The 13,896-nt window shown below is 70.5% G+C and carries 11 protein-coding genes; 6 read left to right on the top strand and 5 right to left on the bottom strand.

Features of this window, described 5'->3' with window-relative positions; genetic code table 11:
- Positions 1–7: 7 nt before the first annotated feature.
- The 4 genes from AU194_RS14590 to AU194_RS14605 are packed head-to-tail and all read right to left on the bottom strand — an operon-like array spanning position 8 to position 4,026.
- A complete protein-coding gene (locus AU194_RS14590) occupies positions 8–1,843 on the bottom strand; it encodes an ABC transporter ATP-binding protein (protein WP_059089975.1) in 1,836 nt (611 codons plus the stop codon).
- Positions 1,840–2,760, bottom strand: a complete 921-nt coding sequence (locus AU194_RS14595) for an ABC transporter permease (protein ID WP_059089976.1) — start codon at positions 2,758–2,760, stop codon at positions 1,840–1,842. The genes AU194_RS14590 and AU194_RS14595 overlap by 4 nt, the downstream gene beginning before the upstream one ends.
- The gene (locus AU194_RS14600; protein ID WP_059089977.1) at positions 2,760–3,740 is read right to left on the bottom strand and encodes an ABC transporter permease; all 981 of its coding nucleotides are present in this window, start codon (positions 3,738–3,740) and stop codon (positions 2,760–2,762) included. The genes AU194_RS14595 and AU194_RS14600 overlap by 1 nt, the downstream gene beginning before the upstream one ends.
- Before the next feature lie 55 nt (positions 3,741–3,795).
- Positions 3,796–4,026, bottom strand: a complete 231-nt coding sequence (locus AU194_RS14605) for a hypothetical protein (RefSeq protein WP_059089978.1) — start codon at positions 4,024–4,026, stop codon at positions 3,796–3,798.
- 157 nt (positions 4,027–4,183) lie between these two features.
- On the opposite strand from AU194_RS14605, the gene AU194_RS14610 reads away from it, so the two are divergent.
- From AU194_RS14610 to AU194_RS14635, 6 genes are all read left to right on the top strand, one after another.
- A complete protein-coding gene (locus AU194_RS14610; RefSeq protein WP_059090025.1) occupies positions 4,184–4,888 on the top strand; it encodes a response regulator transcription factor in 705 nt (234 codons plus the stop codon).
- Positions 4,863–6,467: a cell wall metabolism sensor histidine kinase WalK gene (locus AU194_RS14615; RefSeq protein ID WP_059089979.1), complete on the top strand. Its 1,605-nt coding sequence runs from the start codon at positions 4,863–4,865 to the stop codon at positions 6,465–6,467. Before AU194_RS14610 ends, AU194_RS14615 begins: the two co-directional genes overlap by 26 nt.
- 22 nt (positions 6,468–6,489) lie before the next feature.
- On the top strand, positions 6,490–8,343 hold the full coding sequence (locus tag AU194_RS14620) for a glycosyltransferase family 39 protein (protein ID WP_059089980.1): 1,854 nt from the start codon (positions 6,490–6,492) through the stop codon (positions 8,341–8,343).
- Positions 8,344–8,397: 54 nt separating this feature from the next.
- Complete coding sequence (locus AU194_RS14625; protein WP_059089981.1) at positions 8,398–9,654, top strand: bifunctional glycosyltransferase family 2/GtrA family protein; 1,257 nt, start codon at positions 8,398–8,400, stop codon at positions 9,652–9,654.
- A gap of 28 nt (positions 9,655–9,682) precedes the next feature.
- The gene (locus AU194_RS14630) at positions 9,683–11,575 is read left to right on the top strand and encodes a glycosyltransferase family 39 protein (protein WP_059089982.1); all 1,893 of its coding nucleotides are present in this window, start codon (positions 9,683–9,685) and stop codon (positions 11,573–11,575) included.
- A 66-nt stretch (positions 11,576–11,641) separates the two neighbouring features.
- Positions 11,642–12,133 (top strand): carbonic anhydrase, encoded by a 492-nt coding sequence (locus AU194_RS14635; RefSeq protein ID WP_059089983.1) that lies wholly within the window; start codon positions 11,642–11,644, stop codon positions 12,131–12,133.
- A gap of 22 nt (positions 12,134–12,155) precedes the next feature.
- Here AU194_RS14635 and AU194_RS14640 read toward each other — a convergent pair whose 3' ends face one another.
- On the bottom strand, positions 12,156–13,826 hold the full coding sequence (locus AU194_RS14640) for a DUF222 domain-containing protein (protein WP_059089984.1): 1,671 nt from the start codon (positions 13,824–13,826) through the stop codon (positions 12,156–12,158).
- Positions 13,827–13,896: the final 70 nt, after the last annotated feature.

Genomic DNA, 13,896 nt, shown 5'->3' on the forward strand with positions numbered 1-13,896 from the left:
ACAAACTTTAACGTTGCCCGACGCTCGGTTGCGGGACCGCGGCCAGGAGGCGCCGGGTGTACTCATGGCGGGGTGCGGTGAAGATCTGGTCGCCGTCGCCCTGTTCGACGATCGTGCCCCTGTGCATGACCGCCACCCGGTGGGCCAGATGGCGGACCACCGACAGGTCGTGCGAGACGAACAGGTACGACAGCCCGAACCGCTCCTGCAGGTCCAGCAGAAGGTTGATGATGCCGGCCTGGATCGACACGTCGAGCGCCGAGACCGGTTCGTCGAGGGCGAGGATCTTCGGCTGCGTCGCCAACGCCCGCGCGATCCCGATGCGTTGCTTCTGCCCGCCGGAGAACTCGGCCGGGTACCGGCTGGCGTCTTCCCGTCGCAGCCCCACGATGCCGAGCAGCTCGGCCACCCGGTTGTCGATGCGTGACTTGTCGAAACCATTGGCCTGCAATGGTTCTGCCAATACTTCGAAGACCGGCAGGCGGGGGTCCAGCGAGGCCACCGGATCCTGGAACACCACCTGCAGGTCACCGCGCAGCGCGCGGCGCTGCCGGGCGTCGAGTGTGGCCACGTCGGCGCCGAGCACTTCGATCGACCCGCCCTGCGGTGCGGTCAGGTCGAGGATCTGGTGCAGGGTCGTGGACTTGCCCGAGCCGGATTCGCCGACGATTCCGAGCGTGCGGCCCTGCTGCAGGTCGACGCTGATGCCGTCGACGGCGCGCACCTCGCCGATCTTGCGCCGGAACACCGCGCCGGCGGTCAGCGTGTAGGTCTTGACCAGATCGGTCACCCGCAGCACGACCGGGGCGTCGGCGTTCGGCGGTGCCGCCGCCGGTGCGGTCGACACGCCGTACACCTCGTCGGCGCGGCGACCCGCGACGTGCTCGGTGCGGATGCACGCGGCCCGGTGACCCGGGCCCACCTCGATCAACTCGGGTTCGGCGGCCCGGCACTCGTCGATCGCCAGGGGACAGCGCGGTGCGAACGGGCAGCCCGGCGGCAGATCGGCCAGCGACGGCGGGGCGCCGGGGATCGGCACCAACCGCGCACCCTGGGCGGCGTCCAGGCGCGGCACCGACCCGAGCAGCCCGACGGTGTAGGGCATCCGGCGCGCGGTGTACAGGTCGGAAACCGAGGCGATCTCGACGGCCCGGCCCGCGTACATCACCAGCGCGCGGTCGGCGAACTCGGCGACCACCCCGAGGTCGTGGGTGATGATCAGCACGCCCGCCCCGGTGACGTCGCGGGCGGTGCGCAGCACGTCGAGGATCTGGGCCTGCACGGTCACGTCGAGCGCGGTGGTGGGCTCGTCGCAGATGATCAGGTCCGGGTCGTTGGCGATCGCGATCGCGATGACGACCCGCTGCCGCTCACCGCCGGACAGTTCGTGCGGGAACGCCCGCGCGCGGCGTTCGGGCTGTGCGATGCCGACGAGTTCGAGCAGTTCGACCGCGCGGGTGCGCGCCGCCCGCTTGCCGAGGTCGCGGTTGTGCACCCGCAGCGCCTCGGCGATTTGATCGCCCACCGTGTAGACCGGGGTCAGCGCCGACATCGGATCCTGGAACACCGTCCCGATGCGACGGCCCCGGATCCGCGACATCTCCGCGTCGGTGAGCGTCAACAGCTCTTCACCGTCCAACCGCACCGACCCCGACACCTCGGCGTGTTCGGGCAGCAGCCCGGCCACCGCCATCGCCCCCGCCGATTTGCCCGCGCCCGATTCGCCGACCAGCGCCACCACCTCACCGGCGTCGACGTGGTAGTCCAGCCCCCGCACCGCGGCCACCCGCTCGGTGTCGGTCGCGAACGTCACGGTCAGCCCGGACACTTCCAGCAGGCTCACTTCGTCGCCCCCTTCCGGGGCGGCCTGGCCGCGGGGTCCAGCGCGTCGCGCAGGCCGTCGCCGATCAGGTTCGCGCACAACACGATCAGGATCAGTACCCCGGCCGGGAACAGGAACACCCAGGGGAACGTGGTCACCGAGGGGGTGCCGTCGGCGATCAACGTGCCCAGCGACACGTCGGGCCGCTGGACACCGAATCCCAGGAAGCTGAGCCCGGTTTCGGCCAGGATCGCCACCCCGACGTTGAGGGCGGTGTCGATGATGAGGATCGACGCGACGTTGGGCACGATGTGGCGCACGATGATCCGCCAGTGCGACACCCCCATGTAGCGGGCGGCGACGACGAACTCGCGGTCGCGCAGGCTCATCGTCAACCCGCGCACGATGCGGGAGCTGATCATCCAGCTGAACGCCGCCAGCAGCAGGATCAGCCACAGGATGGTGCCGGAGTCGCGGGTCCTGGGGGTGACGATGGCGATGAGGATGAAGCTCGGCACCACCAGCAGCAGATCGACCAGCCACATCAGCGCACGGTCGCGCCAGCCGCCGAAGTAGCCCGCGACCGCGCCGACCGTGGCGGCGATGATCGTCGAGATGAACGCCACCGCGACGCCGATGAGCATCGACTTCTGCATCCCGCGCAGGGTCTGCGCGAACAGGTCCTGCCCGAGTGCGTTGGTGCCGAACCAGTGGTCGCCCGACGGCGGCTGCTGCAGCGCGTAGTAGTCGAGTTCGGCGTAGCTGTAGGGCAGCAGCGGCGGCAACAGGTAGCAGCCGGCGAACATCAGCACCAGCAGGATCAACGCGATGACCGCCTGCCGGTTGCGCAGGAACCGGCGCAGCACCAGCGTCCGCCGCGAAGCGAACCGCTCGGTGTGCAGCCCCGAGCGCGCTGCGGTACTCGTCGAATCGCTCATCACCTGGTCACCCGCACTCTCGGATCCAGCGCCGCGTAGATGACGTCCGACAGCAATCCCGCCAACAGGATCGTGGTCCCGGTGAACACCGTGATCGCCGCGACGATGTTGGTGTCCTGAGTGGCGATACCCTGCACCACCCACTCACCCATGCCGTGCCAGCCGAAGATCCGCTCCACGAACACCGAACCGGTGACCAGCCCGCTCACCCCATACGCGAACAGCGTCGCCATCGGGATCAGCGCGGTGCGCAGCCCGTGTCTGAACAGCGCCTGTCTGCGCGTGAGCCCCTTGGCGCGGGCGGTGCGGATGAAATCCTGGCCCAGCACGTCGAGCATCGCGTTGCGCTGATAACGGCTGAAGCCGGCCGCGGCGGCCAGCGCGAGCGTCACCGTCGGCAGCACCAGATGCTGCAACCGGTCGACGAACTGGGCCGCGGGCCCGCCCACAGCGTCCGCTGAGGTCTCCCCGGTGTACTGGAACAGCTGTACGCCCAGCCACGAGTTCACGTTCAGCGCACCCAGGATCAGCAGGCTCGCGATGACGAATGAAGGCGTCGAGATCACCAGCAGCGAGATAATCGTGATCACCCGGTCCGACAGCCGGTACTGCCGTACCGCACCCCACGCGCCGACCACCACGCCGACGATCGTGCCCAGCACCGATCCGATGACCAGCAGCCGCAGCGTCACCCCGATGCGCCGCCACAGCTCCTCGCCGACGGGCTGACCGGTCACGGTGGTGCCGAAGTCGCCGCGCACCGCGCCGGAGACCCAGTCCGCGTAGCGCAACGGGATCGGCTGGTCGAGGCCGAGTTCGGCGGACTTGGCGTCGATGACCGCCTGCGGCGGGCGGGGGCTGCGCTCCAGCAGGCTGTCGAGCGGTTCGAAGGTGAGCGAGGTCAGCGTGAACGTCAGGAACGACGCGAGCATCAACAGCGCGATGTAGTTGAGCAGCCGGCGCGCCAGGAAACGCGTCATCGGCGACTGCCGCTGCTGGCCTGCATGGGCTAGAGGGTAGAAGACCCTCGCGGAATCAGCGCTGCGGCGGTGGCGGCGCGCCGGGGCCGTCGGGACCGCCTGGACCCCCGAAGCCGCCGGGCGGTGGGCCGAACTGGTGCGACCCCGGCCCGACCGACGGTTGGTCGGTGGCCGCGTAGATCACCCCGCCGCCCAGGGCGGCGATGACGGCGGCAACGGCGATCGCCGCTGCGGTCTCCCGGCCGCTCCATCGCCCGCCGCCGGGCGTGCCCCACACATCACTCATGACGCCATCGTGCGGGCCGGACATGGGTGTGCGCTGTGAGCCGCATGTGAGATACGGGTTTCACAGCGGGCGCATAGGCACGGCACAGGGTCGGCCCATCGCGGCGCGAATAATGGCATTCATGAGCCCCAACCAGACCGACGCCGACCGGTCGGTCATGCGCCGCGCCGACGGCAACCCGGTGCGGGTGCTCGTCGTCGACGACGAACCGGTGCTCGCCGAACTCGTCTCGATGGCGCTGCGCTACGAGGGCTGGGACATCTCCACCGCGGGTGACGGCGCCACCGCGATCGCGCTGGCGCGCGAGAACCCGCCCGACGTCGTCGTCCTCGACGTGATGCTGCCCGATATGAGCGGTCTCGAGGTGCTGGCCAAACTCCGCGAGCAGATCCCCGGCCTGCCGCTGCTGCTGCTCACCGCGAAGGACTCCGTCGAGGACCGCATCGCCGGGCTGACCGCGGGCGGCGACGACTACGTCACCAAACCGTTCTCCCTCGAAGAGGTGGTGTTGCGGCTGCGGGCGCTGCTGCGGCGCACCGGGGTCAGCGAGACCGGCGGCGCCAAGATCGTCGTCGGCGATCTGGTGCTCGACGAGGACAGCCACGAGGTCACCCGCGGCGGTGACCCGATCACGTTGACCGCCACCGAATTCGAACTGCTGCGCTTCATGATGCGAAATTCCAAGCGGGTGCTGAGCAAGGCCCAGATCCTCGATCGGGTCTGGAGCTACGACTTCGGCGGCCGCTCCAACATCGTCGAGCTGTACGTGTCGTATCTGCGCAAGAAGATCGACAGCGGACGCGAACCGATGATCCACACGCTGCGCGGCGCCGGGTATGTCCTCAAACCCGCCGCCCGCTGAGCCGGTCGGCCGGTCGCGGATCCTCTCCCCGCGCACGTGGTCCCTGCGCGGCCGGCTGCTGGCGACCCTGATCGTGCTGCTCGCGCTGGTGTGTGCGGCGGTCGGCGTCGGCACCGAACTGGCCTTGAAACGGTTCCTCGACACCCAGCTCGACACCCAACTCGCCGAGACCGGACGCCGGTCGGCCGGGCTCTATGAATTCGGTCCGCCGCCGGTCAGCCCGCCGATGATGATGCCAGGCCCGCGCCACCGCCTGCCTCCCGTACTCCGGCGGCCCGGCTTCCGCGAGGACAACGGACCCGGCCCCGCCTTCCTCAACGCGCCCGGACAGGCCGCCCGCACCGTCGGGGCGGTGGTCTCGCGCGACGGCGCCGTCGACGCCGGGATCATCACCGCCGACGGCGCCCGCCAGGAGATCGGGGACACCGCCGCCCAGCAGCTCGCCGCGGTCCCCGCCGACGAGACACCGCGCTCGCTCGACCTCGACGGGCTCGGCCGCTACCGGGTGATCGCGTTGCCCGCCCGCGGCCCGGCCGACGCGATCGTCACCGGGCTGCCGACCTCCGACGTCGACGACACCCTGCTCACGGTGCTCGTCATCTTCTGCGTGGTGGGGGCGATCGCGCTGATCGGCGCGACCGCCGCCGGGGTGTGGATCATCCGCAGACAGCTGGCCCCGCTGTCGCGGGTGTCGGCCGCCGCGCGCGAGGTCGCCGACCTGGAACTCGACCGCGGCGAGGTGCGGCTGCCGACGCCGATCGTCGCCGTCGACCCCGCCAGTGCGCACACCGAGGTCGGCCAGCTCGGCACGTCGCTGAACCGGATGCTCGACCGCATCGCGGGGGCCTTGTCGGCGCGGCACGCCAGCGAGACCCGGGTACGCCAGTTCGTCGCCGACGCCAGCCACGAACTGCGCACCCCGCTGGCCGCGATCCGTGGTTACACCGAACTGGCACAACGGAAATCGGATGTGCTGCCCGACGATGTCGCGCACGCGATGAACCGGGTGGAGTCCGAGACCGCGCGGATGACCCAGCTGGTCGAGGACATGCTGCTGCTCGCGCGCCTCGACGACGGACGGCCGCTGGAGTGCGAACCGGTCGACCTGTCGCGGCTGGTGGTCGACGCGGTGAGCGACGCCCACGCCGCGGGCCCCGACCACGTCTGGTCGCTGGACCTGCCCGAGGAGCCGGTGGTGGTGGCCGGCGACGGGGCGCGGCTGCATCAGGTGCTGGCCAACCTGCTCGCCAATGCGCGGGTGCACACCCCGCCCGGCACCTCGGTGACGACGGCGCTCGCGGCCGCGCCCGGCGGTGGTGCGGTGCTGACCGTCACCGACGACGGCCCGGGCATACCGCGCGACCTGCAGCCGGAGATCTTCGAGCGGTTCGCCCGCGGGGATTCGTCGCGCTCGCGCCGGGGCGGCAGCACCGGGTTGGGCCTGGCGATCGTCGCCGCGGTGGTCCGTGCCCACGGCGGCCGCATCGACGTGGACAGTGCCTCCGGCCGCACCGAATTCGCGGTGACGCTGCCGGGCGGCGCACAGCTGACACACAGGCAGGACCAATCCGAGGCCTAGCGTCGTCGGGAAACATGGCCGAGTGACCCTCGTTCTCCCTGCCGACCAGACACAGATTCGCGCGATCGATGCCCCGAACGCGCGAATCTCTGTCTGGTCGCACAGGCTCGCGTTCGGGGTGTTGCTCACCGCGACCGCAGTGCTCTACCTGTGGAACCTCGCCGCCAGCGGATGGGCCAACGCGTTCTACTCCGCCGCCGCGCAGGCCGGTGCCCAGAACTGGACGGCGATGCTGTTCGGCTCCAGCGATGCGGCCAACGGCATCACCGTCGACAAGACCCCGGCCGCGCTGTGGGTGATCGACGTCTCGGTGCGGCTGTTCGGGCTGAACTCGTGGAGCATCCTCGTGCCGCAGGCGCTGATGGGGGTGGCCGCCGTGGCGGTGCTGTACGCCGCGGTGCGCCGGGTCAGCGGACCCGGCGCCGCGCTACTCGCCGGCGCCGTCCTCGCGTCGACCCCGGTGGCGGCGTTGATGTTCCGGTTCAACAACCCCGACGCGCTGCTGGTGCTGCTGCTGGTCGTCGCCGGGTACTGCGTGACGCGGGCAACCGAGCGCGACGCCGGACGGTGGTGGCTGCTCGCGGCCGGGGTGGCCGTCGGGTTCGGATTCCTGGCCAAGATGATGCAGGCGCTGCTGGTGCTGCCCGGTTTCGCCGTGGCTTACCTGGTGGCAGGCGCCGGTTCGGTGCGGCGCCGACTGGCGGCCCTGCTCGGTGCCGCGGCGGCATTGGTGATCGCGGGTGGCTGGTATCTGGTGCTCGCCGAGCTGTGGCCCGCCGACTCGCGGCCCTACATCGGCGGATCGCAGCACAACAGCATCGTCGAACTCGCCCTGGGTTACAACGGCATCGGCCGGCTCACCGGTAACGAGGTGGGCGGCCTCGGCAACCTCGACCACGACGTCGGGCCGGGCCGGCTGTTCGGATTCGGGATGGGCCTCGACATCGCGTGGCTGCTGCCCGCCGCACTGATCTGCCTGGCCGCCGGGGTGGCGCTCACCTGGCGCGCCCCGCGCACCGACGTTCGCCGGGCCGCGCTGCTCCACTGGGGCGGATGGCTGCTGGTGACGGCAGTGGTGTTCAGCTTCGCGGGCGGGATCGTGCACTCGTACTACACGGTCGCGTTGGCGCCCGCGGTCGGCGCCGTCGTGGGGATCGGCGCACACCTGTTGTGGCAGAACCGGTTCCGGCCATGGTGTGCGGTCGCGCTGGCCGGCGGTGTGTTGGTGACGACGGTGCTCGCGGCGGTGCTGCTGTCGCGCAATGTGGACTGGCAGCCGTGGCTGCGCGCGGCCGTAGCCGTCGGGGGAGTGGGCGCGGCGGTGCTGCTGGTCGTGGTGGGGCGGCTGCCCGACCGTGTCGCCCGCGCCGTGGCGGGCCTGGCCGTCGTCGCGTGCCTGGCGTCCCCTGCGGCGTACGCGGCGGCCACCGCGGCGACCCCGCACACCGGCGCCATCCCCGGCGTCGGCCCGGGTGGCGGTTTCGGTGGCGGGCCGCCCGGGCTGCTGAGTTCGCCGGAGGCCGGCGCGCAGCTCAGCGCAGCGCTGGCCCGCGATGCGCAGGACTACCGCTGGGCGGCCGCGGTGGTCGGGTCCAACAACGCGGCCGGTTACCAATTGTCGAGTGGTGCAACGATTTTGGCGCTGGGCGGGTTCAACGGCACCGACCCGTCGCCCACCCTCGAACAGTTCCAGCGCTACGTGGCCGACGGTGAGGTGCACTACTTCATCGGCGGCCGGTCGCACCTGGGATTCGGCCGGGCCCCGCAGAGCGGCAGTCGCGCCGCGACGGACATCGCCGAGTGGGTGCAGGCGCACTACCGCGCGCAGACCATCGACGGCGTCACCGTCTACGACCTCACCGAGGGCCGCGCATGACTCACAGCGGCCACATAGCTTCGGCCCATCGTCGCCACACGCGGAGCGGCCACCATGGATCGCATGACAGGTACCGCCGTGGAACTCGACGCTGACCGCGCAGGCCGACCCGATGTCGTGGCGGAAGCACGCTCGGCCGGTGTGCCCGTGCTCGACGTCGTCGTCCCCGTCTACAACGAGGAGGCCGCGCTGGCCGCGTCGGTGCGCCGCCTGCACCGCCACCTCGACGCCCACTTCCCGTTCCCGGCCCGCATCACGATCGCCGACAACGCCAGCGTCGATGCGACCCCGAAGATCGCCGCGGAACTGGCGGCCGAACTGCCCGACGTGCGGTTCGTGCGGCTCGAAGAGAAGGGCCGCGGCCGCGCACTGCACGCGGTGTGGTCGGAATCCGACGCCCCGGTGCTCGCCTACATGGACGTCGACCTGTCCACCGATCTGGCCGCCCTCGCGCCGCTGGTCGCCTCGCTGATCTCCGGGCACTCCGATCTGGCGATCGGCACCCGGCTGAGCCGCGGTGCCCGCGTGGTGCGCGGGGCCAAACGCGAGTTCATCTCCCGCTGCTACAACCTCATCCTGAAATCCACACTCTCGGCGCGCTTCTCGGACGCCCAGTGCGGGTTCAAGGCGATCCGCGCCGACGTCGCGCGGCAGCTGCTGCCGTACGTGTCCGACACCGGCTGGTTCTTCGACACCGAACTGCTGGTGCTGGCCGAACGCAGCGGGCTGCGCATCCACGAGGTGCCGGTGGACTGGGTCGACGATCCGGACAGCCGGGTCGACATCGTCGCGACCGCGACCGCGGACCTCAAGGGCATCGGCCGGCTGCTGCGCGGCTTCGCCAACGGTTCGATCCCGGTCCAATTGCTCGCCGCGCAACTGGCGCCGTCGCGGTCGGCCGCACCGGCGGGTTCGCTGCTGCGCCAGGCCGTACGGTTCGGCGCCATCGGCGTGTTCTCCACGCTGGCCTACCTGCTGCTGTTCGTCCTGACCCGCGGCTGGCTGGGCGCGCAGGCCGCCAACCTGATCGCCTTGGCGGTGACGGCGGTCGGCAACACCGCGGCCAACCGCCGGTTCACCTTCGGGATCGCCGGACGCAGCGGCGCCGCGCGCCACCATCTCGAGGGCCTGATCGTGTTCGTGATCGCGCTCGGCATCACCAGCGGGTCACTGGCGGTCCTGCACACCGTCACCGCCGAACCGCACCGGTTCGTCGAACTGGCGGTGCTGGTGGCCGCCAACCTCGCCGCCACCGTCATGCGCTTCGTCCTGTTGCGCGGCTGGGTCTTCCATCCCCGGCGTACCCGCTGACCCACCCACCGACATCGAGGATTCTGTTATGACCGTGACCGCCGACGCGCCGCTCGAGACGGCGCCCGCCGCGTCCGACTCCCGTCCGCGCTGGGTACGTCCCGCGCTGCTGGCCCTGCTGGCCGCCACCGCCGTGCTCTACCTGTGGGGGCTGGGCGCCTCCGGGTGGGCCAACGAGTACTACGCGGCCGCGGTCCAGGCCGGCACCAGGAACTGGACGGCGTGGCTGTTCGGTTCGCTGGACCCGGGCAACTCGATCACGGTCGACAAACCCCCGGCGTCGCTGTGGCTGATGGTGTTGTCGGCCCGACTGTTCGGGTTCAGCGCGTTCACCATGCTGCTGCCGCAGGCGCTGATGGGCGTGGCCTCGGTCGGGGTGCTGTTCGCCGCGGTGCGACGGGTGAGCGGTCCGGCGGCCGGGCTGATCGCCGGTGCGGTGCTGGCCGGGATGCCGGTGGCGGCGTTGATGTTCCGGTTCAACAACCCCGACGCCCTGCTGGTGCTGCTGCTCGTCGTCGCCGCCTACGCGATGGTGCGGGCGATCGAGACCGCGAGCACCCGCTGGATGGTCCTTGTCGGCTGTGTCCTGGGCTTCGCGTTCCTGACCAAGATGCTGCAGGCGTTCCTGGTCATGCCCGGGCTGGCGCTGGCGTTCCTGGTGGCCGCACCGGTGGGTTTGTGGCGCCGGATCGCCACGCTGCTGGCCGGTGCGGGGGCGATGGTGGTCTCCGCGGGCTGGTTCTTGGTGCTGGTCGAACTGTGGCCTGTGGCGTCGCGCCCCTATATCGGCGGGTCGACCGACAACAGCCTGCTGCAGTTGGCGTTGGGCTACAACGGTATTCAGCGCATCGCAGGCGGTGGCGGACCGGGTGGCGGCCACGGTGGTCCGCCGTCGGGCGGCGGTCCCGGTGACGGTCCGGGACGCGGAGCGAACCTGTTCTTCGGTGGCGAGCCGGGTATTGGCAGGCTGTTCGGACACTCGATGGGTGTCGAGGCGTCGTGGCTGCTACCCGCCGCGCTGATCGCATTGGCCGCGGGCATCTGGTTCACCCGCCGTGCCGCGCGCACCGACTCCGTGCGGGCAAGCCTGCTGCTGTGGGGTGGTTGGCTGCTGGTGACCGGTGCGGTGTTCAGCTTCATGGACGGCATCGTGCACCCGTACTACACAGTGGCGTTGGTGCCCGCGGTGGCGGCGCTGGTCGGTATCGCGAGCGCCGAGGCGTGGCGGGGGAGAGGGTTCGTGGCGCCGCGGCTGGTGCTGGCCGCGATGATGGCGGCCACCGGCGTGTGGGCGTTCGTGCTGCTGGGCCGCACGCCGGACTGGGTGCCGTGGCTGCGCTGGGCGGTGCTGGTGCTCGCGGTGGTGGTCGCCGCGGTGCTCGCCATCGGTGCGCACCGCCTGGGCCGGGCGACGGCGGTCGTCGTGTTCGCCGCCGCTGTCGCCGGGCTGGCCGCACCCACCGCGTTCGCGATCTACAACGTCGCGCATCCGTCGGGCGGGCCTGGCACCATGTCGGGCCCGGCGCGCGGGGACGGTTTCGGCGGCATGCCTCCTGGCGGGATGCCTGGTCCTTTCGGGCAGCGGGACGACGCCGCCCTGCAGCAGCTCGTCCGCGGTGTCGACAACCGTTGGGCCGCAGCCAGTATCGGCTCGATGGGGTCGGCGAATCTGCAGTTGCAGACCGGTGCGTCGATCATGGCGATCGGCGGGTTCACCGGGTCGGACGACTCACCGACACTCGCGCAGTTCCAGCAATACGTCGCCGACGGTGAGGTCCGCTACTTCATTGATGGCGGCCGCGGCGGCCCACCCGGATTCGGCCGCGACGGCGCCGCGCAGCAGATCGCGGCCTGGGTCAAGGAGCACTACACGCCGCAACAGGTGGGCGGCAGCACGGTGTACGACCTGCAGGCGCGCTGATCACGCCATCCGATCTGCCTGATTTTCACCGGTGTGCCGGTGCGCGCGGGCTGCTATTTTCACGCCATGTCGGTGACCGATGACTACCTGAAGAACAACGAGGAATACGCGAAGACGTTCAGCGGCCCGTTGCCGCTGCCGCCGAGTAAGCACGTCGCGGTGGTCGCGTGCATGGACGCCCGGCTCGACGTGTACCGGATCCTGGGCCTGGGCGACGGCGAGGCACACGTCATCCGCAACGCAGGCGGTGTCGTCACCGACGACGAGATCCGCTCGCTGGCGATCAGTCAGCGGCTGTTGGGGACCAAGGAGATCATCCTGATCCACCACACCGACTGCGGCATGCTGACGTTCACCGACGACGAATTCAAGAAGTCGATCCAGGACGAGACCGGTATCAAACCGGAGTGGGCGGCGGAAGCCTTCAGCGACCTGGAAGAGGATGTGCGCCAATCGATCCGGCGCATCGAGGCCAGCCCGTTCGTCACCAAGCACGAGTCGGTGCGCGGGTTCGTGTTCGACGTCGCGACGGGCCGGCTCACCGAGGTGACGCTCTAGCGTTCCTCGTTCGCTCGGAGTCTTAGAAGGGTGGCGGGTCGTCGCCGTGGTCGAGCGGGTCTGGTGGTGGATGCTCGGGTTTGGCCGTTGCTTGTTTGGCCGTTGCTTGTCGGGCCGACGCTCGTTGCGCGGCGTTGTGGGCGCGTTCGGCGGCGATACGCGCGGCGTTGTCAGCGGCGCGAGTGCGTCGTCGTTTGGGCATTTTGGCGATGCGGTCGGTTTCCGGCGGCGGTTGGGCCGGTGGCGGCAACTCGGCGGTGGTGGTGTCCCAGGCGGGGAAGAACAGGCGGCTGCCGGGCGCGGTGGTGTAGCGCTGTCCGGCTGGGGTGGTCCAGACGATCGTGCCGTCGGGTGATTGTTCTTCCCGCCAGCCGTGGTCGAAAGTCTTGCCGAGGTGGTGGGTGCGGCATTTGCAGTGCAGATTCGAGGCGTGAGTCGGTCCGTAGGGCCACGGGATGACATGGTCGATATCGCAGCGTTCAGCGGGAACGGTGCAGCCCGGGAAGCGGCAGAACAGGTCACGGGCGCGCACGAAGGCGGCCAGTTTGGCCGACGGCCGGTAGTGCGGTTCGGGATCCGGGCCGGGCAGCCACAAGGGTTTGATCGTCGCCCCGCCGCGGATCGCCTCGGCCAACGCCGCGATCGGCAAGATCTTCGCCCCCGGCGACAACGCCACGCCGCAATCCCGCGGGCACGGCTCGGGATTCGGCACGTCCGGCGCGGACTCAGGTCCTTCGTGCGGCTCGGGGTCGCTCTCCACCTTCGGCTCAGGGTTCGGCTCTGCCTGCGCCTGCGCCTGCGCCTGCTCCTGCTTCTGCGGCTCGGGATCGGGTTGTTCGTCCGCGTGCGGTTGTTGTTGTCGGTCTTCGTCGGCGATCAGCTTCTGGGCGGCTGCGATTGCGGCGGGGTCGGCGATGACGGAGACGGTCACCTTCGACTTGGGTGGCGGGGTTGCGGTGCAGTCGGGGGAGCCGCACCGGCAGGGTAGGTGGTCCTGGCCTTGGATGATGGCGCCCATGGCACACGAGCGCCGCTCGCCCATGGTGCGGGGGTCACCCTTGCAGATTCCGTTGAGCATCGCGGCGATCCGCGCCGACAACACTGCGGCGTCACAGCCCAGAAGTCGGCCCCATACGGTGACCAGTTCGTCGGGGTCGTCATGGGCCCCGATCCGGAAGTCGCGGGTCTTGACGGCGTCTTGGGCTCGGGTGACCGCGTCCGGGTCGAAGCGGGTGATCAGCGCGTCGATGGCCCGCACCAACGCCGCATCCGACAGCGACCCCCACCGCAGCGCCTTGTCGGCCAGTGCGGCGTCGAGGAGGGCCAGCGCCTGCCAGTCCTCGACGAGGCGGGTGCGCCATGTGATTTCGGAGATCAGCCGGAAGCTGAGCCGGCCCTGTAGATACCGCTCCGCGACCGTGGGCAGCCGGTCGCGCAGCGCGACCGCGATCCGCATCTGCCCGGAGGCTCGTTTGTGCCCCACGCTCAACACCGCGCCGACCTCCGTGGCCGTCGCCGCCCAGGAGTCATAGGCCCACCGGTCACGCGCTTCGTCGTAGGTCACCGACATATGCGCCAGCTGGGCGATCGCGGCCATCTTGCGCGCCCCGGCCTCGGCTTCTTCACGCGCGGCCTGCCCGATCGCAGCGATCACCGCGGACTCATCCAGCTCCGCGAACACCGTACCGAACATACGTGCGACTTTACCGAGGCCCACTGACAAGCCGATGAACCGATGGACGCTGGATCGCCTTGACACCGGT

Source organism: Mycobacterium sp. GA-2829, from assembly GCF_001499965.1.
GTDB lineage: Bacteria > Actinomycetota > Actinomycetes > Mycobacteriales > Mycobacteriaceae > Mycobacterium.

Bases quoted from the DNA above. Each gene is read 5' to 3' on its own strand.
- AU194_RS14610 (WP_059090025.1), top strand. From the start codon at position 4,184: ATGCGCCGCGCCGACGGCAACCCGGTGCGGGTGCTCGTCGTCGACGAC.
- AU194_RS14605 (WP_059089978.1), bottom strand. From the start codon at position 4,026: ATGAGTGATGTGTGGGGCACGCCCGGCGGCGGGCGATGGAGCGGCCGG.
- AU194_RS14625 (WP_059089981.1), top strand. From the start codon at position 8,398: ATGGATCGCATGACAGGTACCGCCGTGGAACTCGACGCTGACCGCGCA.
- AU194_RS14635 (WP_059089983.1), top strand. From the start codon at position 11,642: ATGTCGGTGACCGATGACTACCTGAAGAACAACGAGGAATACGCGAAG.
- AU194_RS14630 (WP_059089982.1), top strand. From the start codon at position 9,683: ATGACCGTGACCGCCGACGCGCCGCTCGAGACGGCGCCCGCCGCGTCC.
- AU194_RS14615 (WP_059089979.1), top strand. From the start codon at position 4,863: ATGTCCTCAAACCCGCCGCCCGCTGAGCCGGTCGGCCGGTCGCGGATC.
- AU194_RS14600 (WP_059089977.1), bottom strand. From the start codon at position 3,740: ATGACGCGTTTCCTGGCGCGCCGGCTGCTCAACTACATCGCGCTGTTG.
- AU194_RS14640 (WP_059089984.1), bottom strand. From the start codon at position 13,826: ATGTTCGGTACGGTGTTCGCGGAGCTGGATGAGTCCGCGGTGATCGCT.
- AU194_RS14595 (WP_059089976.1), bottom strand. From the start codon at position 2,760: ATGAGCGATTCGACGAGTACCGCAGCGCGCTCGGGGCTGCACACCGAG.